General features: G+C 34.1%; 20 protein-coding genes and 2 pseudogenes. 19 read left to right on the top strand and 3 right to left on the bottom strand.

From position 1 onward, the window contains the following. Window positions 1-47 precede the first annotated feature (47 nt). From CLLU_RS04835 to CLLU_RS04785, 12 genes are all read left to right on the top strand, one after another. Window positions 48-881: a M56 family metallopeptidase gene (locus CLLU_RS04835; RefSeq protein ID WP_242977473.1), complete on the top strand. Its 834-nt coding sequence runs from the start codon at window positions 48-50 to the stop codon at window positions 879-881. Between the two features lie 586 nt (window positions 882-1467). Next, window positions 1468-1692, top strand: a complete 225-nt coding sequence (locus CLLU_RS04830; RefSeq protein ID WP_106008444.1) for a hypothetical protein — start codon at window positions 1468-1470, stop codon at window positions 1690-1692. After that, window positions 1683-2426 (top strand): protein kinase domain-containing protein, encoded by a 744-nt coding sequence (locus CLLU_RS04825; protein ID WP_106008443.1) that lies wholly within the window; start codon window positions 1683-1685, stop codon window positions 2424-2426. Before CLLU_RS04830 ends, CLLU_RS04825 begins: the two co-directional genes overlap by 10 nt. Window positions 2427-2515: 89 nt before the next feature. Further along, window positions 2516-3406, top strand: a complete 891-nt coding sequence (locus tag CLLU_RS04820; RefSeq protein WP_106008451.1) for a cation diffusion facilitator family transporter — start codon at window positions 2516-2518, stop codon at window positions 3404-3406. A 45-nt stretch (window positions 3407-3451) separates the two neighbouring features. Beyond that, window positions 3452-3610, top strand: a complete 159-nt coding sequence (locus tag CLLU_RS18660) for a hypothetical protein (RefSeq protein WP_158255875.1) — start codon at window positions 3452-3454, stop codon at window positions 3608-3610. Then, complete coding sequence (locus CLLU_RS04815; RefSeq protein WP_106008442.1) at window positions 3589-3906, top strand: hypothetical protein; 318 nt, start codon at window positions 3589-3591, stop codon at window positions 3904-3906. Before CLLU_RS18660 ends, CLLU_RS04815 begins: the two co-directional genes overlap by 22 nt. A gap of 401 nt (window positions 3907-4307) precedes the next feature. Further along, window positions 4308-6554: an RNA polymerase recycling motor HelD gene (helD, locus tag CLLU_RS04810; RefSeq protein WP_106008441.1), complete on the top strand. Its 2247-nt coding sequence runs from the start codon at window positions 4308-4310 to the stop codon at window positions 6552-6554. 240 nt (window positions 6555-6794) lie between these two features. Beyond that, on the top strand, window positions 6795-7706 hold the full coding sequence (nadA, locus tag CLLU_RS04805) for a quinolinate synthase NadA (protein ID WP_106008440.1): 912 nt from the start codon (window positions 6795-6797) through the stop codon (window positions 7704-7706). 48 nt (window positions 7707-7754) lie between these two features. Further along, on the top strand, window positions 7755-9323 hold the full coding sequence (locus CLLU_RS04800; protein WP_106008439.1) for an L-aspartate oxidase: 1569 nt from the start codon (window positions 7755-7757) through the stop codon (window positions 9321-9323). Window positions 9324-9328: 5 nt separating this feature from the next. Continuing rightward, window positions 9329-10159 carry a carboxylating nicotinate-nucleotide diphosphorylase gene (nadC, locus tag CLLU_RS04795; RefSeq protein ID WP_106008438.1) on the top strand — a complete coding sequence of 277 codons (831 nt, stop codon included), beginning with the start codon at window positions 9329-9331 and terminating at the stop codon, window positions 10157-10159. Window positions 10160-10213: 54 nt separating this feature from the next. Then, window positions 10214-10678, top strand: a complete 465-nt coding sequence (locus CLLU_RS04790) for a pyridoxamine 5'-phosphate oxidase family protein (protein ID WP_106008437.1) — start codon at window positions 10214-10216, stop codon at window positions 10676-10678. 41 nt (window positions 10679-10719) lie between these two features. Further along, the gene (locus CLLU_RS04785; protein ID WP_106008436.1) at window positions 10720-11766 is read left to right on the top strand and encodes an alpha/beta fold hydrolase; all 1047 of its coding nucleotides are present in this window, start codon (window positions 10720-10722) and stop codon (window positions 11764-11766) included. 16 nt (window positions 11767-11782) lie between these two features. Here the strand turns inward: CLLU_RS04785 and CLLU_RS04780 are convergent, their stop codons facing one another. Further along, entirely contained in the window at window positions 11783-12697 is a 915-nt protein-coding gene (locus tag CLLU_RS04780) for a tetratricopeptide repeat protein (RefSeq protein ID WP_106008435.1), read from the bottom strand. 176 nt (window positions 12698-12873) lie between these two features. Here CLLU_RS04780 and CLLU_RS04775 point away from each other — a divergent pair. Next, window positions 12874-13775: pseudogene (locus CLLU_RS04775) on the top strand (amino acid permease); the annotation flags it as partial. A 21-nt stretch (window positions 13776-13796) separates the two neighbouring features. Here the strand turns inward: CLLU_RS04775 and CLLU_RS04770 are convergent. Then, window positions 13797-14231, bottom strand: a pseudogene (locus CLLU_RS04770) (PDC sensor domain-containing protein); the annotation flags it as partial. Between the two features lie 243 nt (window positions 14232-14474). Here CLLU_RS04770 and CLLU_RS04765 point away from each other — a divergent pair. From CLLU_RS04765 to fumC, 3 genes are all read left to right on the top strand, one after another. Continuing rightward, window positions 14475-14678: a helix-turn-helix transcriptional regulator gene (locus CLLU_RS04765; protein ID WP_106008433.1), complete on the top strand. Its 204-nt coding sequence runs from the start codon at window positions 14475-14477 to the stop codon at window positions 14676-14678. After that, the gene (locus CLLU_RS04760; RefSeq protein ID WP_242977472.1) at window positions 14675-15055 is read left to right on the top strand and encodes a DUF2178 domain-containing protein; all 381 of its coding nucleotides are present in this window, start codon (window positions 14675-14677) and stop codon (window positions 15053-15055) included. Before CLLU_RS04765 ends, CLLU_RS04760 begins: the two co-directional genes overlap by 4 nt. A 511-nt stretch (window positions 15056-15566) precedes the next feature. Further along, window positions 15567-16931 (top strand): class II fumarate hydratase, encoded by a 1365-nt coding sequence (gene fumC / locus CLLU_RS04755; RefSeq protein ID WP_106008432.1) that lies wholly within the window; start codon window positions 15567-15569, stop codon window positions 16929-16931. A gap of 73 nt (window positions 16932-17004) precedes the next feature. Here the strand turns inward: fumC and CLLU_RS04750 are convergent, their stop codons facing one another. Then, window positions 17005-17880 (bottom strand): LysR family transcriptional regulator, encoded by an 876-nt coding sequence (locus tag CLLU_RS04750; RefSeq protein WP_106008431.1) that lies wholly within the window; start codon window positions 17878-17880, stop codon window positions 17005-17007. A gap of 217 nt (window positions 17881-18097) precedes the next feature. Here CLLU_RS04750 and CLLU_RS04745 point away from each other — a divergent pair, with 217 nt between their 5' ends. From CLLU_RS04745 to CLLU_RS04735, 3 genes are all read left to right on the top strand, one after another. Then, on the top strand, window positions 18098-19348 hold the full coding sequence (locus CLLU_RS04745) for an APC family permease (RefSeq protein WP_106008430.1): 1251 nt from the start codon (window positions 18098-18100) through the stop codon (window positions 19346-19348). 227 nt (window positions 19349-19575) lie between these two features. Continuing rightward, entirely contained in the window at window positions 19576-19914 is a 339-nt protein-coding gene (locus CLLU_RS04740) for a PadR family transcriptional regulator (protein ID WP_106008429.1), read from the top strand. Continuing rightward, window positions 19907-20755, top strand: coding sequence for a DUF1129 domain-containing protein (locus CLLU_RS04735; RefSeq protein WP_106008428.1), 849 nt, complete (start codon window positions 19907-19909; stop codon window positions 20753-20755). The genes CLLU_RS04740 and CLLU_RS04735 overlap by 8 nt, the downstream gene beginning before the upstream one ends. The last annotated feature ends 128 nt before the right edge of the window (window positions 20756-20883 follow it).

Genomic DNA, 20883 nt, shown 5'->3' with positions numbered 1-20883 from the left:
ATTATACTTATTTTCAAGGAAAATTTTATTTAAAAGTTAAAAATAATATGACTTCTGTAAAGGATATAAGAATAGAAGAAATTTTAAATAATGAAAAAATAAATTTAAATATAACTAAGGATATAAGAGTGAAAATAGTAAAAGGAATTTCTTCGCCAGCTATAATAGGAATACTAAATTCTATAATAATTATACCGGAACAAGAATTTTCAAACAATGATTTAAAATGGATATTTAGACATGAGCTAGTTCATTTTAAAAGAAAAGATAATGTTATAAAACTTCTTATGATATTCTCAGTAGCATTACATTGGTTTAACCCATTAATATATATACTTAGAAAATTTTTTAATGAACAATGTGAGTTATCCTGTGATGAAGTAGTTATTAGTGAATCCAGAACAGAGGATATTAAAGAATATGCACTGCTTTTGGTGAAATCTGCTAGATATAAAAATACGCTAAAACTTTCTATGATGTCATCACAGTTAACTAATAAAAAAGTAAATATAACGAAAAGGAGAGTAGAAAACATGTTAAGTTCAAAGTCAAGAAAAAAAGGAATGGCAGCTGTTGCTATATCACTAGCTGTTATAGGAGGCTCCCTGTTTGCATTAAATATCAATGAGGTATCAGCAACAACTTCGGAAAATAATACCGATACTGCAGCTGAAAAAAAATTTAATCAAAGCAATAATGGCTATGCAGGAAAAAAATCAGCAGCAAAGAGAAGCGCAACAGTAACGTTGAAAACATATACCTATAAAGACGCTCCGGAAGAATTAAGAAAAGAACATGAGGAAAACTGCAAAGCACTTAATATAGAAGTTAAGGATTCAGATGTAATTGGGAAATTTGTTTCAGTAGTTTGGGATAAATAATCTATTAATAAAGCTATTTCAGGAGGCTTAGATGCAGAGATTATTAATAAGCTTTTTGAAAAGAGTAAAAAATAGAGTAATGGTATTGCATTAATGATAAATCACTATGCACAGTTGTATTTCTTTATAATAGTTATATTTAAGGGAAATATTTACTTAAAAGATTATGAAATGTTAGTTTGAGAAATATGGAACTGAGCTCATATCCATAACTGGGGATAGAGTAGGGTGTACAGTTGAAAATTCTCTCTGGATAAAAGTATTACTTCATAAAATTTCATGGATACCTTAAAACATCCTCCCATTTTGAAATCTATAATTTCGAGCGTTAGTATCACCTTTCTATCAAAACACACGTAGAATGCGTGGTAAGGCTATATAAGGAAAAGTAAATATCTAATTATAATAAAGGTTATCAATTATATTCTATTATCAATTGATAATAAATATTAAATATAAATTTATTTTATAAACCATTGACAAATATGGAGTTATATCATAATATAAAAACACAGAGTCTATTTGCAATTGATAATTAACAGGGTATATATCTAATGGAAAATAGATTAGAAAGAGGTGTATTAGAATGAGTTTTTCAAGATCATCAGGAAAAAGGCATTATGGAGATAAACATCAAGGTAGCAACTATTATAAAAGAGAAGGATTTTTAAGCCGCATATTAAGAATGTTTGGTTCATTTTCTAATTCAGACAAAGGATATAATAACCATCATTCTCATAATTCAGATCAAAGACATTATTCAGATCAAAAATATAATAGAAGAAGGAGATCTAAAGGTTCATGGTCATGATACCATTTTTCAGAATAAACATATATCCACCAGGTTGTTTACTTGGTGGATATAAGGTTATAAGATTAATAGGTGAAGGACGGTTTGGTATATGCTATTTGGTTAATTTAGATGGCAAGAAATATATCCTAAAAGAGATTAAGCCTAAAGCTATTAAGAAAAGTGGCAACAAAATCATATTTGAGCAAGAAATACTTTCATCTATTGACCATTCATCAATTCCTAGAATAATTGATACAATAAAAAATGATAATATCTATGCTTATATTTTGGAATACAAAAAGGGAAAGACAATAGAAGATATGATTTTTGGAGATAATCATATCTTTACCAATGCTGAAATTTATAAAATAGGGATTAAGCTTATAGGTATAATAAAGTATCTGCACGAGAGAAATATTGTTCATAGGGATATAAGGTTACCAAATGTGATTATTGATGAAGAAGATGTTTATCTTATTGATTTTGGACTTGCAAGATTAGTAAATAATGAAAGGTATACGCCTTCTGTGGATTTTTCATATTTGGGTCACTTACTTCTTTATTTATACTATTCTTCTTTCAAAAAAACTAATAAAAAATCAAAGCCGTGGTATGATGAGTTGGAATTGACAGAAAAAGAAATGATATTTTTGAAAAAACTTATTGGTATTCAAGAGAGGTATAAAAGCGTTATTGATGTTGAATACGACTTTCACCAGATATCAAAAAATTACCTACAGAATATGCTGTAATAATTGTATGAATTTTAAGGATATTTAAGAACAAGAGAGAAAAAATATATAAGTCAACTAAATTTTATTAATTGAAAGTAGGTGCTATTTTGATAAAAGACAACTTTAGGGAGGTAAAAAAAGTACTGTGGATTATCATGTTTGCCAATATAGCAGTGGCAGTGGCAAAAATAATCTTTGGTACTCTTATAAATAGTTCAAGTATGACAGCTGACGGATTCCATTCAATTACAGATGGTTCTTCAAATATTATTGGAATCATTGGCATAGGAATAGCTGCAAAACCTATCGATGATGACCATCCTTACGGGCACAGAAAGTTTGAAACACTTACAGGACTATTTATTGTAGGTATGTTGGTTTATCTGGGGTTTAAAATTATAGCCGATGCAATTACTAAATTCATGCATCCGGTTAGACCTGAAATTACTATTGAAAGTCTTATGGTGATGATTATTACTCTTTGCATTAATATATTTGTTACAAAATATGAACATAGAAAGGGTACAGTGTTAAACAGTACAATTCTTATTTCTGATTCAATGCATACAAAAAGTGATATATACGTAACAATTGGTGTAATTACTACCATTATTGCGATAAAACTAGGAGCACCTCCAATTGTTGATGCACTAGCATCTGTTATAGTAGCTGGTTTTATATTGTATGCTGCCTATGAAATATTCAAAGTAGCCAGTGGAATTTTAGTCGATACTACAGCAGTTGACACAGCAAGAATAGAAAAAATCGCATTGGCTCAGGAAGGTGTAAAGGGAGTTCATAAGATAAGAAGTCGAGGAACCACTGATGACATGCACATAGATATGCATATCCTAGCCGATTCTGAGCTGAGTCTTGAAGACTCGCATAGACTTAATCATAAAATTCAAGATGCACTAAGAAAAGAATTAAATAACAATGCAGATGTCATTGTACATCTAGAACCATATGAAGAGGACACAGTTAAAAAAGATTATTAATTTTAAAGTGAACTTAACAGCGAATATGGAACACCTAAAACAACAATGAGGCAGTGGCTACTTAAGGATAAAAATAAAAACAATGGTACAGAAGTCAAAGAGCAAAATATTAAAGAAATTCTTAGAAAAAATGCTATGGTCCAGGAGAAAAATGAAATATTAAAAAAGGCTTTATCCATAGTGTGTTCAAATATTATGGAATAGGATTAATTGTTACATTTATTTTATTTGGAATGTATGTTACTGAAAATAAGACATCAGAAAATAAACCTAAACCGATTCAAACTGATAATTCTGCAAAAACAGAAAAAAATATTCCATCACAAACCATGACAGTTAGAAATACTAAGGATGATAGTTTAGCTGATATAGCGTATTATGATAAGACGTTTAAAGATGAGAAAATATATAAGAAGATAAATATTTTTTGCTTGGAGGCTAAAGGTTGTAGGTTATACAATAGAGATGTTAATATACAATTATTTGCAGCAGGATTATGACTTTAACAGTTTAAATCAAGAAGAGAGTCAGAATAAGATAAATGAAATAATAGATGATTTAAGGGATATGTATATAAATGAGCGAAGGGAATACTTTTCGGTATAATTTTTATGTTGGTAATTTGTTTTTTGCATAAATTAATTATAGAATATTTGCAGGGTTTTCGGGCCCTGCATTTTCTATATTTGAGCAAAAAAATAAACTGTTGCACAAATTCAATTGTGTAGCAGCCCCTCTCATTGACACAACAAAATAAAAGTGATATATTAAACCAGTATCATCATTATAAATAAAGAATAACATAACTATCTAATTATATTATACATCCTTATAATAATGATGTCAACAGTATTTGAAAAAAATCTTACTTAGTTATTCGTCAAAAAGGAGGGGGTATATTATGAACAAGAATGATCTTAAATGGAAACTTGAAAATGAATGGCTGCAGGAGGTGCTTAAAGAAACTCGAAAACAGTTTAATGAAAAACATGATTTTAAAGAAAGATTTAAAAAGGAGGCCATTAAAACACAAAGGGAACTGTGGCAGGATATAGGTGCTGTTTCCGTAAGCAATGGATTGGAACAGATTGTAGATTTTATGCAATTTATCAATACAATGAAAATAGAGAAGAGAAGCTATGAGTTTACAAGAAAACTTGAGAAAAAATATGAGAAAATGCTTTTATCACCCTATTTTGGAAGAATTGATTTCCTTGAAAATGGAGAGGAGAAAGCTGAAAAGTGTTATATTGGAATTTCAAATCTTATTAATGATAATTATGATATTCTCGTATATGACTGGCGTGCACCAGTTTCCAGTATGTTTTACGATTACGAAATTGGAGAGGCTGGTTACCAGTGTCCTGAAGGAATTGTAGATGGGAAGCTTACACTCAAAAGACAGTATAAAATTAATAATGGTAAAATTGAGTATATGTTTGACAGCAATCTTAAGATAGACGATGAAGTGCTGCAGGATATCTTGAGTAAAAGCACTGATAGCAAAATGAGGACAATAGTAACAACTATTCAAAGGGAGCAGAATAAAGTAATTCGTAATGAGGAATATAAAAATTTGATTGTTCAAGGTCCTGCCGGAAGTGGAAAGACCTCTGTTGCCCTTCATAGAATTGCATATCTCTTATATAAACATCGGGATAAAATAAAGCCTGAAAATATAGTGATATTATCTCCAAATGATATTTTTAATGATTATATTTCCAATGTATTGCCGCAGCTTGGAGAAGACAATATGTACCAGACTACATTTAAGGAATATATGCAGAGGGCCTTAGGCAATGATCTCATAAAGGAAAACTATTGCCAGATGATGGAATATATCCTTATCTCTAAAAAGCAGGATTCTTACCAAAGGAGAATCAGCAATATAAAATTTAAGTCTTCCATGGAATTTTTAGATATATTAAAAGGATATGTATCCTATCTGGAAAAGATGGATAGAAATTTTACGGATATCATTTTCAGAGGTAATTTGATAATTTCCTCTAAGGATATACAAGAATTATTTTCTAAAGATTATGCAGGGCTTCCGCTGAAAAGAAGGCTTGAAAAGATAAGAAAAAGAATTTTGTTCCTTGTAGAGCCTTATAAAAAACTATGGGTGGAAGAAGTGGCTAGCGATCTTAAGGATTCGGATTCTTTTAAAGATAAAGCAGAAATTATGAAGCAAAGTACACTTATTGTAAAGGAAGAAATGAAGAATATTTATTATGAAATCAATAGGATCACAGAACTTGATTTGGTGGATATTTATAAAAAACTTTTTGAGAAACTCGAGTTTTTTTACTCAGGTCCAAATAATAAATACTGTGGGACGGAAATTGATGAAATCAAAAGCTATACTCTAGAAAATCTGAACACTGGAATACTTAATTATGAGGATCAGCCTCCCCTTCTATATCTAAAAGGTGCCATTGGAGACTTTCTAAAAACCTCAGAAATCAAATATGTTATTATTGATGAAGCACAGGACTATACACCGTTACAGTATGAGATATTTCATCAGCTTTTTCAGCATGCAAATATGACCATACTGGGCGACTTACATCAATCCATCAATCCATTTATGAATGTAGGAGATTATAGTAATATATCAGATATATTTCCAAAAGATAATACCTGCATAATAAATTTAACAAAGAGTTACAGATCCACAATGGAAATTACCAGGTTTTCAAGAAGGCTGCTTAATGAGGAGATTACAGATGAGTGCGTGGAAAGAAGAGGAGAGGAACCTTTAGTTCTTGGCTTTCAAAATGAAGAGGCTATAAAAGATAGACTTTTTGATGATATTAAAATATATAAAGAAAAAGGGTGTAAATCAATTGGTATCATAACAAGGACTGTAAGGGAAGCACAGGAGGTATACAGTTTCCTAAAAGGCAAGATTTCTGTCAAAGCCATAATGAAGGATGATGACGAATTCGTAAGTGATACCTTGGTTATTCCAGGCTATCTTGCTAAAGGATTAGAATTTGATGCGGTGCTTATATATAACGCAGGCGATGAAAATTACGGTTGTGAGGAAGAAAGACTTCTGCTCTATACTGCTTGCACCAGAGCACTTCATGCTTTATGCATATACTATTTAGGTAAGGTTACACCATTGCTGAGAGGAGGTTATTAAATTTATTACTACAAAATAAAGAACTAAATTGGCAATAAATGCAGTTTATAAGGACAATACCTTGACTTTTGTGCTGTTCTTTAAACGGTGAAATTATTTCAGTAGATTTAAAAGGTCTACTGTTTTTTATTCATTTAAATATGTTGCACTAAGTATCATTGATAATATTGTTTAAAAAATAAAAAAGGTATATACTAATGTATATACAGTAATTATAAAATATTATTTTAGGAGTACAAAATGGATAGAAGTTTTTTAATAAATGAAATAAAAAGACTGAAAACAGAAAGGAATGCCTGTACACTGGCACATAATTATCAGGTGCCTGAAGTTCAGGATATAGCGGATATTGTAGGTGATTCCTTTGCTCTCAGCAGGGCGGCAGCGAAAATGGACAAGGAAATTATAGTGTTTTGCGGTGTCAGGTTTATGGCGGAAAGTGCAAAGATACTTTCTCCGGACAAGAAAGTGCTGATCCCTTCAAAATATGCAGGGTGCCCTCTGGCAGATTCCATAACTGCAAAACAGCTTGAGGCCATGAAAAGCAAACATCCTGGTGCAGCTGCTGTATGTTATGTGAATTCTTCAGCAGAAGTTAAAGCCATAAGTGACATATGCTGTACTTCTTCCAATGCAGTCAAGGTTGTTGAAAGCTTAAAGGAGGATGAAGTGCTGTTTGTGCCTGATGAAAATCTTGCCGGTTATGTAGCTGAAAAAGTAAGTGGGAAACATATAATACCCTGGCCTGGACATTGCATAACCCATGCCAGAATAACAGTGAAGGACCTTGTAAAAACATCAAAAGAGCATCCAGAAGCCGAAATACTGGTTCACCCTGAAGTTTCCGAGGAAATAAGGGAAAGTTCTGATTTTGTGGGAAGCACTTCACAGATAATTGATCATGCCCGTAAATCTTCAAATACAGAATTTATCATAGGTACTGAAATAGGTGTGCTTCATAAAATGAAGAAGGATAATCCCGATAAAAAATTTTATCTCATGAGCCCCAGACTTGTATGTGAAAATATGAAAATGACATCTCTTGAAAGTGTTTATAGATGTCTTCTCAACATGGAATACGAAGTATCAGTGCCTGAAAATATCAGGAAAAAAGCTGAGAACTCCCTGGAGAAAATGTTGTGTATTGAGTAAAGCGGCGGTGTTGGATAAAGTGATTATAAAATAGGCTGGTGATATGAATTGAAAAGATATTTGGTTGATTTTAAAAATGAACTCTGTGAAGGTAAATATTTTGATATTGTCATAATAGGGGCTGGAATAGCCGGTCTCTATACTGCTTTGATGCTTCCAAAAAAATTGAAGATAGCAGTGCTCAGTAAAAAAGAAATAGATGATTCGGATTCCTACATGGCCCAGGGAGGTATTGCCGCCAGCATAGGAGATGATGACAGGGAACTCCATGTAAAGGATACTGTAAATGCAGGCTGTTATGTGAACAATGTGGAAGCCGTGAAGGTGCTTGTAGATGAATCCGAGCAGGCCGTAGAGAATTTGATTGAACTTGGCGTGAATTTTGACAGGGATGATCAGGGTAATTTCTACAGATCCTTTGAAGGGAATCATTCCATACCCAGAATACTCCATGTAAATGGCGATTCCACGGGCAAGGGTATAATGGACGTGCTTATAAGAGGTGCTGAAAGTGCTGACAATATAGAAATAATATCAGATATATTTGCTCTGGATATTGTGGAAAATAGGGGAAAATGCTGCGGCGTAACGGCATTTTATAAGGGCAGATCAGTGTATTTGACCTCCCGGTATTGTATAATAGCATCAGGAGGAATAGGCCAGCTGTTTTCAAAAACCACAAATGTGGATGTGCTCACTGGAGACGGAATTGCCATGGCAATAAGGGCAGATGTGAAACTCAAGGACATGGAATATGTTCAATTTCACCCTACAGCGTTTTATTCAGGAAATACAAATGACAGATTGTTTCTCATATCCGAGGCTGTAAGAGGAGAAGGTGCAGTACTTAGAAATATAGAGGGAAAGAGATTTATGGAAGAATATGACAGAAAAATGGAACTTGCACCCAGGGATATTGTTGCAAGGGCCATATTCGATCAGATGAATAAATCATCATCTAAATATGTATACCTGGATGCCACCATGTATGATAAAGATTTTCTTCAGAACAGATTCAGACAGATTTACAGGGAATGTGAAAACAACTCCATAGAAATGTACAGGGACTATATACCTGTGACTCCTGCGGAACATTATTTCATGGGCGGAATTGAAGTGGATCTCTTTGGCAGAACAAGCATGGAAGGACTTTATGCCATAGGTGAATGTGCTTGCACTGGAGTACACGGTGCCAACAGGCTGGCAAGCAATTCTCTTCTCGAAGCTCTTGTGTTTGGGAAAAGAGCCGCAGGGGATATCTCTGAAAAAATTTCATGTGGAGAAGTATGCACCCTGCCGAAATTGAAAAATGAAGACAGCCTGAATGGAAAAAATAAAGAAGTTTATTTTGATGAGTTTAAAAGATCTTTAAAAATTCTTATGGAAAAACATGCTGGAATAATAAGAAATACAGATGATCTTAAAGCAGCATTGGATATTGTCGAGGACAGACTTTCTAAGCTGGAAACTTCAAGTCTTAAAAGTGTGGAATCCGTAGAAACATATAATATGTATCAGGTAGCCAGAAATATTGTGATTTCAATTCTTGAATCCAAAGCTTCCATAGGAAGCAATTATGTTGAAAATTATTTTAAAGACGATAAGGTTTTGAGGTGATTTGCTTGAATTTTTTAATGGTTGACAAATTGATAGAGGAAGCACTTCTGGAGGATATAGATTATGGAGATGTAACCACTGATAATTTGATACCTGAGGGCCAGATTTCACAGGGTAAATTTATTTCAAAGGAATCTGGTATTGCTGCAGGTATTGCCGTGGCAGAAAGAGTATTTGAAATTTTAGATGACAGCATAATATTTGCTGCAAAAATAAAAGACGGTGATAGGGTTGAGAAAGGCAGTGTCATTGCGGAGATAAAGGGCAGTTCCAGATCCATATTAAAGGGGGAGAGAGTTGCCCTCAACATAATGCAGAGGATGTCCGGCATTGCAACCAAAACCAGAAGAATGGTGGAACTTGTAAAAGACTATGATGTTAAAATAGTGGATACCAGAAAGACACTCCCGGGATTCAGGATGCTGGACAAGTATTCGGTTAAGGTGGGAGGAGGGTATAATCACAGGATGAATCTTTCAGATTATGTGATGATAAAGGACAATCACATAAAGGCAGTGGGTTCCATAAAGAAAGCTGTTGCAAAAATAAAGAACAGCCTGCCTTTTACTGTCAAGATAGAAGTGGAAGTGGAAAACCTGCAGCAGCTCCAGGAAGCAGCTGATACCGAAGCGGATGTAATAATGCTGGATAATATGGACGTGGATGAGATGAAAAAGGCTGTAAAATTTATAGATGGAAGATTTGTTCTGGAAGCTTCAGGAAATGTCACTGAAGAAAATGTGCGGAGTATTGCTGCTGCAGGAGTGGATATAATATCAATAGGTGCCCTTACACATTCGGTAAAAGCTCTGGACATAAGTTTGAGATTTATTTAAAAGATGAAATGGTGTAAAATTAAAATTATATCCCGATGATATGGAGGAATAATTATGTTTAGAGATTTGAGAAGAAAAGACAGAGAGATTGGGCATACTGAAGTTATAGAAATATTAAAGAGCTGTGAATATGGTGTTTTATCTACAGTGAGTGAAGATGGATATGCTTATGGAGTACCATTAAATTATGTCTATGCCGATAATTCCATATATTTTCACAGTGCTGAACAGGGACATAAATTGGATAATATAGTAAACCAAAACAAAGTTTCTTTTTGTGTAGTCGGGAAAAATTATGTTCTGCCGGATAAATTCACTACCAATTATGAAAGTGTAATTATATTTGGAAGGGCGGAAGAGATTTTCGATGATGAAAAAAATGCGGCCATGCTGAAAATGCTGGAAAAGTATTCAAAAGAATATGTGGAAAAAGGCAGAGAGTACCTGAAAAAGGCAAATTCAAAAGTGAAAGTGATAAAAATAAATATTGAACATATTTCCGGAAAAGCAAGGAGATAATTAAGGTGTAGGTAATTTATTCAATACAAAAGGAGATGAATATGAATATATTTTTGATTGTTTTAGTTGTAATTGTTGCTGCTGCAGTAGTTGCTGTCAGCATCTATGCTTATAAGAACATGCATTACGATGAAAAACCGTTGAAGGAAACGTACAGCACTGGATATAGGGAAAAACGCATAGCTCTTGATGATGGAACTCTGCTGAATTATGCTGAAGGACCTGATAATGGACCGGCTCTTTTATTGATACATGGGCAGTCTATGAAGTGGGAGGATTATTCAAGAGTGCTCCCGGGATTAGCTAAGTATTATCACGTGTATGCTGTTGATTGTCATGGACATGGGAAATCCAGTCATGATTCCTCAAAATATACAGGAGCTGCTATGGGGCAGGATTTTATCCTGTTTATTGAAGATGTTATTGGAAATCCGGTTGTAATATCAGGTCACTCCTCCGGAGGAATTTTGGCAGCGTGGATTGCAGCCAATTCACCGGAAAATGTATTGGGAGTAGTTCTGGAGGATTCGCCATTTTTTAGTGTGGAACCGGAAGAGATGAAAAACACTTTTGTTTGGCGGGAGAATTTTGAAACAGTACATAATTTTAAAAGTCAAACAGAAATTAAAGATTATGTAGTGTATTATATGGAAAATAGTTATATTTGGGGACTATTTGGAAATTTGAGATCCATTATAGCAAGAAGTACGAGAAACTATAGAGAAAAGCATAGTGGAGAACCTCTGAAATTATGGTATGTACCATATAAATGGATTCACGGTACCCTTTATATAGATGACTTTGATTTGGATTTTTCGGAAACGTTTTATACAGGTTCCTGGTTTAAAGGAATTAATCAGGAGAAAATTTTATCTAAGATAAATTGCCCCTCAGTATATATTAAGGCAAATACATTATATGGAAAGGATGGAGTGCTTTATGCAGCCAACAGTGACCAAGATGCCAGAAATGTACATAGTCTGCTCAAGGGAAATGAAATGGTAAAGATAAAATCCGGTCATGATATTCATTTCGAAAAACCAGATAAATTTATTCAGATCATGGTAGATTTTTTAAATAAAATATGATAATAAAATATAAATTTTATGTGGTATTTCCAATGAATTTTTTAAATGAATTCAATTGTCTTACTCTTTCAAGTTCTTCATCTTCCAGAATATATTTTAAAAATTGAGGATGTAATTTTAAAGCTTCTATTATATCTTCACAGGCCTTGTTTTCCTCATTTATCAATGCGTAGAAACAGCTTCTGTTGTAGTATAAAAAATGAACTTCACTGCAGTTGTCGATTCCACAGGATAAAATTTTTATGCCTTTTTTTGTATCTTTATATTTATAGATTACTGCTAAATTCAAGTAACTGTATTCATAATTTTTATTTTTTTCAATAGATCTTTCATAGAATCTGACAGCTTTTTCCGACATGTTGAATTTACGGCAGATCACACCCATGTTGAACAGGGCCAGATAATTATTCGGGTCTATTTTCAAAGCTTTTGAGAATCTCCTATATGCAAGCTCATTTTGATCTTTTTCTTCATAAATGCTTCCCAAGTTTAAATTCGCCCAAAAATCAGTGGGGTTCAAACTCAACAGCTTTTTATAAGTTTTTATTGCCAGATCTTTTTTGCCGGATACATCATATGAATTTGCCAGAAAAAAGTAGGCCTTATAATAGCAGGGATTTATATAAATGGCTTTTTTATATAATTTTATAGCTTTTTCATAATTTCCCTCATCATATATTGAAGCCAACCCATAATAAGCCCTTTCTTCACAGTCATTTATGATTAAAGCTTCTTTGTAATATTCCTTTACTTTTTTTGATTTTCCCCAGAAGTCATATATCAATGCCAGGTTGATTATTGCATCTATATCTTTACCCTTTGAAAGTTCATAAACCCTCCTGTATAGATTCAGTGCTTTAATTAGGTTGTCCTCTTCAAAAGCCTCTTCTGCTTTTTTCAGGTATCTGTTGATTTTCATATCATTTTTCATAAATACACCATTTCTTATTTTACAATTTATATATTTTTAAAGTATCCATAGATTAAGTTATCACCAATGGAAGTTAATTTCAAGTTTTCTTTTGTGAAATTTAATTATATACCTTTTGGAGAATAAGAAATTTGTTGCTGGTAGAATGACTTTGCATAATAATATTTTTATTCTAAGCAATTTTATCATTGATTGCAGTGGGTACATTTATGATTATAAGGGGATTTTCTACAAATGCAGGTGTATCCAGCTTTGCAAACCTGTGGAATCATGGAGGCTGGTTTCCAAATGGCGCAGGTGGTTTTATACTTTCATTCCAGATGGTTGTATTTGCCTTCACGGGAATTGAACTGGTAGGTTTGACAGCTGGTGAAACTGAGGATCCGGAGCATGTTATTCCAAAGGCCATTAACAATATTCCAATTAGAATTATTATTTTCTATATCGGAGCACTTGCCATCATCATGAGCATATATCCGTGGAATTCAATTAATCCGGATAAAAGCCCTTTTGTACAGGTGTTTGCTGGAGTGGGAATTGCAGCAGCAGCAAGTATTATAAACTTTGTTGTGCTGACATCGGCAGCTTCTGCCTGCAACAGCGGTATATTTAGTACAAGCCGTATGGTCTACTCTCTTTCTAAAGAAGGCAATGCACCTGATTCAATGAGAAAATTGACTTCTCATAAAGTACTTCTAATGCTTTGATGTTTTCTGCAGCAGTTATTTTGATTTCAGTTATTCTGAACTATATTATGCCGGAAGGTGTGTTTGTACTTATTACCAGCATATCTACATTTTGCTTTATCTGGGCTATTATAGTGATCTGTCATTTGAAATATCGCAAAGCCAACACTGCATTTGCGGCCAGAGGCAAATTCAAGATGTCTTTTTACCCAATTGCCAACTATGGAATTCTAGCATTTATTGCTTTTGTATTAGTTGTACTGGCCCTCAATAGTGAAACTCGTGTAGCTCTATTTGTAACACCTGTATGCTTTATAATGCTTGGAATTATTTATAAAGCACTGGGTTCAAAAAAGAAAAGCAGGGAAGATGTGAAAAAGAATTTGGCATAGAAGTATATATTTTCAAGAGTATTAGCCATCTTTCAAAATGTTTCTATAGAACCTGAAATATTTTGAATAGTAGCAGCTAAATTCTTCTATTGATGAATTGATTTCTTCAGAGCTAGAAACATTGTTTTCAGAAACTGCAGAAATTTTATTTATTGAATTAATTAATGTTGTTTTTTTATTTTCCATATTATTAATACTTTTATCATTGCTTGGAACAACAAAGTATTTGCCGCTTTTATTATCCAGAATAAATAGATTGCTTTTGTCAATGCTTTTATAATTTTCAACCTCCTTAGATATGCTATCTAGAAAAAAATCTATTGCCATTACGCCTACAAGTGTTTTCTTTTTATCTTTTACTGTTTTTGAAACAGTAATCATAGGTTTTTTCGTTGTGGAATCTATGTAGGGAGCCGACCATACAGACTGTCCATCTTTTTTAACTGCATCTTTATACCAGCTGCGTTTTTCAGCAAGTCAATCGGGATCTTTGGCAAGTTTACCTGTGCTATCAGGACATGTAACCAGCTTTTTATTTTCAGGTAGAATTTTATTTGGCTCTAAGTATGTAAATGCTGCTGATTTGTGGGAGTCTTGAAAGGTTATCTGTCATTTTTATGGAAAGTGTGCTTGACATTAAGAATGATTCTGATATACTTGACATATGGAAAGGCTGCTTTCCATAAGGAGGGGCAGAATGTGAAAAACCGGCTGGAAGAAATAAGAAAGAAACATGGCTTGAAACAGGAGGATTTGGCGGCAGCTCTTGAAGTATCAAGACAGACAATAGGCTCTCTTGAAAATGGCAGATATAATCCGTCAATAATACTGGCCTTTAAGATAGCAAGATATTTTAACATGAGCATTGAAGAAATTTTTATTTATGAGGGGGATGGAAAATGAAAACTTTTAACTATGTATTTATTGCAATATTAGTTATACTGTTGATCAGTTCATCGGTGGGTATGTTTTTTGTAGGAGGATATACTCTGGAGACTATATCTGCAATTTTAATATCTGCATCGGTATATTTGGTCATAAGCGGGATATATCATAAATTTTTTGTTGGGAAAAAAGATAAGGATGAACGGGATGCCAGCATTGAAGACAAATCCAAAGCAAAAGCTTTTGATATTATGGGAATAGTATTTGGTATTCTTGTGATTGTATATGGCTTTTTAAAGGTCAACTTGCTTATAATTTCATTTGCACTTATAGCATATTTAATTATTTTTGTAGTTTATATGATATATTTTTCCAGGTATCATAGAGAAATGTAAATAGAAAATTTTCTAAAAGAATAAAACGATGGATCATCTGGGGCTTTAATATATAAGGTATTATGTACCAGCCCCAAAAAATATGAATTTTAGGAGGTGTTATTATTAAAAAGATTATTAAATTTGTTAGAACCACTTTAGTTATTTTATCATGCTTATTACTTGTTTTTAGTATATATGCCTGGGCGGTGAAATTAAGAATAAGCGATTCTGAATGGCTGCCATTAATGGTTTCAAGTAGTTTGAATTTATTTCTATTATTTGTTTACTGGGTATTAGGGATAGGTTATACCAAACCTTCAAATATACAAGAAAATAAGGTTGTTAGAGTTTTGTCCAAGGTAGGATTTGGTGGGAATATAATTTTATTTATATACTGTATATTAATTGTTATAGGATTTGGTATTATACCTTAATTGAGATTAGCCGATACAGTTTTATAACATATTATTCTTATTTTATGAACCAACATACTGGGGATTTAGCAAAAAAATAAACAGGAGGTATTTTTATGGATTATAGAATAGAAAAGGACACAATGGGAGAAATGAAAGTCCCATCCGATAAATTATGGGGTGCCCAAACCCAAAGGAGTTTTGAAAATTTTAAAATAGGTATAGAAAAAATGCCCATAGAAGTGATCAGGGCATTCAGTGTTTTAAAAAAGGGAGCTGCAAGGGCCAATAATAGACTGGGCAAGCTTGATGATGAAAAAATGAAGGTTATTCAGCAGGTGTGCGATGAGATCTATGAAGGCAGATTGGATGATAATTTTCCACTGGTGGTCTGGCAGACAGGCAGCGGAACCCAGAGCAACATGAATGTAAATGAAGTCATTGCCAACCGGGCAAATCAGATATTGGGGAAAAAGCTCATTCATCCCAACGATGATGTAAATATGTCCCAAAGCTCAAATGACACTTTTCCAACGGCTATGCATATAGCTGCTGTAGTGGAAATAGAAAATAAATTACTGCCGGCAGTACATATACTGAAAGACACCATGGAATGTCTTGAGGTAGAAAACAGGGAAGTTATAAAGACAGGAAGGACTCATTTGCAGGATGCCGTTCCCATAGCATTTTCTCAGGAAATAAGCGGATGGAAGCAGATGCTCATCAAGGGAGATAAAAATATAAAACAATCTATAGAAGGCCTGAGAGAGTTGGCACTGGGAGGAACGGCTGTGGGAACGGGACTCAATGCACCTTCTGACTTTGGGAAAATTGCAGCGGAGGAAATCAGCAATTATCTTGATACGAATTTTGTCACTGCCGAAAATAAGTTCCATGCTTTAACCAGCAGGGATGATTTGGTTTATGCCCATGGTGCTTTAAAGGCATTGGCAGCAGATTTGATGAAGATTGCCAATGATGTCAGATGGTATGCCAGCGGCCCCAGATGCGGCCTTGGGGAGATAACTATTCCTGAAAATGAACCTGGAAGCTCTATAATGCCGGGCAAGGTAAATCCGACACAGTGCGAAGCTGTAACTATGGTGGCCTGCCAGGTAATTGCCAACGATACTGCAGTTTCTTTTGGTGCTTCACAGGGAAACTTCCAGCTGAATGTGTTCATGCCAGTGTGCATATATAATTTTTTACAATCTGTCAGGCTGTTGTCAGATGTAATTGTATCCTTTAACAATAATTGTGCATCGGGGATAAAACCTAAGGTGGATAAAATGAAGGAAAATCTGGATAAGTCCTTGATGCTGGTAACCGGACTTAATCCATACATCGGTTACGATAAATCAGCAGAGATTGCAAAGCTTGCCCATAAAAAAGGAATCCGTTTGAAAGATGCTGCTGTGGAATTGGGATATTTGACAGAAGAACAGTTTGACCATATTATCAAGCCGGAAAATATGGTTTAAACATCTGCTGGGAGTTATATGGCCTTTGGGAGTGGGTATCTCTCTCCCCATACCTACTCTCATAATTGAGTGATTAGCCCCTGGCTTCTGATATAAAAGCCCTCATTGCAGCTGTTACACACTTATTCTTGTGATATAGTATTTGTGTTGCCATATTAAATTCACATCCATCCAGATCAAACCCGACAAGCTGTCCATTTTGGATTTCTTTCTCTACAGTCATAACGGGAAGCAGGGTTATTCCTAGATTACTCATGGTGAAACTTTTAATTGCTTCAATACTTCCAACTTCCAAAGCTATATTAGGTTTCAGATCTGATTTTTGATACATTTTCTCAAAAATATTTCTATAGCTGCAGCCCTTTTCCGTTACAATTAAAGGCTCATCTTTAATATCTTCCATTGTAACCTGTTTCTTGTCAGCAAGCCTGTTTACTGGAGAGGCAAGAAATATCATGGGTTCATTGCAGGATATGCAGCATATCAAATCTGGATCAACAGTTGTTTTATCGAGAATAAACGCCAGATCAACTATATTGTTTTTGAGCATACTTCTTAAATCCGAACAAACTCCAACTTTAATTATGATTTCTACTTCAGGATATTTCATATGATAATTTTTGAGCAGTTCTGGAAGTCTCATAGTACACAGGGACTCCACAATTCCTATTCTTAAAATTCCACGGGGAATATCTACACCGCTCACCGCTTCCCTGGCCTCTTCTGTAAGACTTATTATATTTTCTGCATATTTGAGAAATACTTCGCCTTTTAAAGTAAGATGTATTTTTCTTCCGATTTTTTCAAACAGTTTTACACCAAGCTCCTCCTCCAAAAGTTTAATCTGGGTTGTAATAGTAGACTGAGCATATCCTAATTCCTCTGCCGCCCTGGTGTAACTTTTCAAATGGGCAATTTCCGAAAATGTTATCATATTTCTAAACTCCATAATATACCTCCAGTGAATTCAATAAAATCGAATTGTATTTTCAAATAATTCAATTTTATTAATAGTTAATCTTATGCTAATATAAATCTATTGGAAATTCAATGAATTTTTCAATTAAATTTTAAAAAAATACAGTTGGCTGCAACAAGATTAGAAAAAATAGGGGGTGAAGTTTAGTGAAGGTTTGATTATTAAATCCTATCACTAAATGTAAAATATGAGTAAAAATATTGGAACAATAACACTTTCCGGCCTCATAGCAGGCTCGGTACTGGGATCAGGAATAATACTGCTGCCGCCCATTGCCTACAGGCTGGTTGGGGGGTGGGCAATAGCTGCCTGGATTATTATAATGCTGCTGGGTATTATATTTGCCTATGTTTTTATATTCTTGAGTCTGAAAAGCCCTGGAAATGAAGGTGCTGCAATTGCAGTTGGAAATGCCTTTGGAGATTTTTTTAGGGAACTGACTTCAAATTTTCTCACAGCTGCAGTTTGCTTTGGCCCTACGGCAGTGATGATTACAGCTGCAGACTTTTTAAAAAACTTCAGCCTGTTTTCAAATATAAAAGTGGAGATAATCGCATTCGGGATGGAGATCATATGTGCCCTGATTCTTATGTATGGTGTAAAAGCTCTGGGAAAAGTCACCTTAATCTTAACAGGATTTACAGCTGTACTATTGTTTTGCGGAAGTATGTATACACTGATTTTTGCTTCAAATGTACATGTACCCCAGACGTCCTTTTCAATTTCTAAATTTGGATATACTCTCTTGCTTTTATTTTGGGCAATCATAGGATGGGAAATTGTAGGCAACTATATTGAAGATATAAAAAATCCTAAAAAAACACTTGTTGAAGCAATGACTGTAAGCTTAATAGTAATTATCAGCTTATATATTATTGTTGCCCTTTCCATACAAAATGTGTCTGCCAGCAATCACGATATATTGGCAATCATGACTCCGCTGTTTGGTTCATTTTCTTTACCTGTAATCACTGCTGCTGCATCAGGACTATGCATGTGCACCTATCTTATGGTAGTCGGGGGAGTTTCAAGAATGAGTGCACAGCGTGGAGCAAACAATAAGCTGCCTGCATATCTGTCATATATAAACAGGTATGGGAGCCCAACTAATGCTATCATAACACTTGTATGTATACATTTTGTAGTTTTATTCCTGTCTGCTGTAAACCTCATAAATCTGGATAAAATTATAACCTGTGCCAATGTATTTTTCCTATCTAATGCAATAATTGGATTAGCTGCTGGATTTAAGCTGCTGCACAGTATCAAGCTGAAAATTGCAATTTCCATACTCATCCTATCATTTGTGCTGTTATTATTTAAAGCAGCTTTGTGGAGTCTTTTGATTTTAATTTTAGTAATATTTTTATCTATATATAATAATAAAAGAGTTAAAAATGAGAAAATTACTAATTCCTGCACATCAAGTGATTCTTAGACCCAGATGGAGTTTGCTTATAAGAAATGCTTATTTACATCTGAACCGTATTAACAGTATCCCTAGCGTTTTTAGCATTTAGCATATGTTATACTTTAAGAAAAAAACTTGTTTAAATACTCATAGAAATTTTTTCACCTATTATGCTTTACATAATAGGTGAATTGGCATATAATAATATCAAAGCTAATATGTATTGCACAATAGATGAGGTGAGGAGGGATAATTTGAAGCAGACTCAGCTCTTGAAGGGTGTGCTGGAAGGATGCGTGCTTTTGATTGTTTTAGAGAATCAGGTATACGGATATGAGATGATTCAGCTGCTAAAAAAACACGGGTTTAAGGAAATAGTTGCCGGTACCGTATATCCGCTGCTGCAAAAATTAGAAAAGCAAGGTTATCTTTCCAGCACAATAAAACCTTCACCGGAGGGTCCGGACAGAAGATATTATTGTATAACCCCAGGGGGAAAGGCTCACTGCAGAGATTTTATTGAGCAGTGGGAGGATTTGGCGTCTAAGGTTGATAATCTCATATGCCTGAAAGGAGAGAAACTGCATGAATAAACAAAAGGATTCTGTGAACAAAATTATTGAACAAAATAATCAGTTACGTGAAAAATTGAGGGAGGAGAATAAAAAGTACTATGAACAGCTGCTGGTATACATCCGCAGTGCCGGATTATTTTATGACGATTATGAGATAGAAAACTTATTACTGCAGATTTTACAAGATATAATTTCTGCCCAGGAGGATGGACAATCTGCTGAAGAATTCTTTGGAAAAAGTCCACAGCTGGCGGCGGATGAATTAATTCACAATCTTGGCAAATCCAGCAGAAAAGAAATATTGAAATTGGCAGGCCTGGTTTTTGGTATCAGCTCCTTTTTTGAACTGCTGAGTGCATTGGCATCTCCGGATAAGGGGATAAACCTTCTCGTATTGATTATATACGGCCTGCTGAGCTTTTTATTTGTAGAAATTGTATTCTTTATAATACACAAAAGTATTTATACAAAAATTATTAGAGGAAAGGTTGCTTCCTTTCTGTTTACATGGCTCATCTGTTCTTTGATGATTGGTTCATTTATATTGATTGAAATATTTATTCCACCCCTGCTGACTGTATATTTGTCAAATTATCTGGGAATTTTCATAATATCCATTTTGCTTATTGGCAGTGTTATTCTGGCATTTATCCGAAGTAAGAAGGATGGAAGGATGTGGTGGCCTTTTCTACCATTCATATGGATTTTAGGTATTATTGGAATTGCTTCAAGGCTGCCCGTGACGGAGAACTGGATGTCAAGCAGTGATGGTAAAATTACAGCAGCAGTGCTGACTGGGTTTGGTTTCATTCTTTTCTGGGTACTAACTTATTTGTGCCTTAGAGAAAAGAGAGAATAGTCATCTTGTTGTTGGATATATGGAAGAAATTATGTTCTGGTGATTATTTCCATAAAATTTACAAATATGTCATTGATATTTAACAAATATTGTATATAATAATAATTGTCCTAAGGATAAAACCTTAG

The sequence above is a fragment of the Clostridium luticellarii genome (assembly GCF_002995845.1).
In the GTDB taxonomy this organism is placed as follows: Bacteria; Bacillota; Clostridia; order Clostridiales; family Clostridiaceae; genus Clostridium_B; species Clostridium_B luticellarii.
This window is presented reverse-complemented; position numbering and strand designations above follow the sequence as displayed.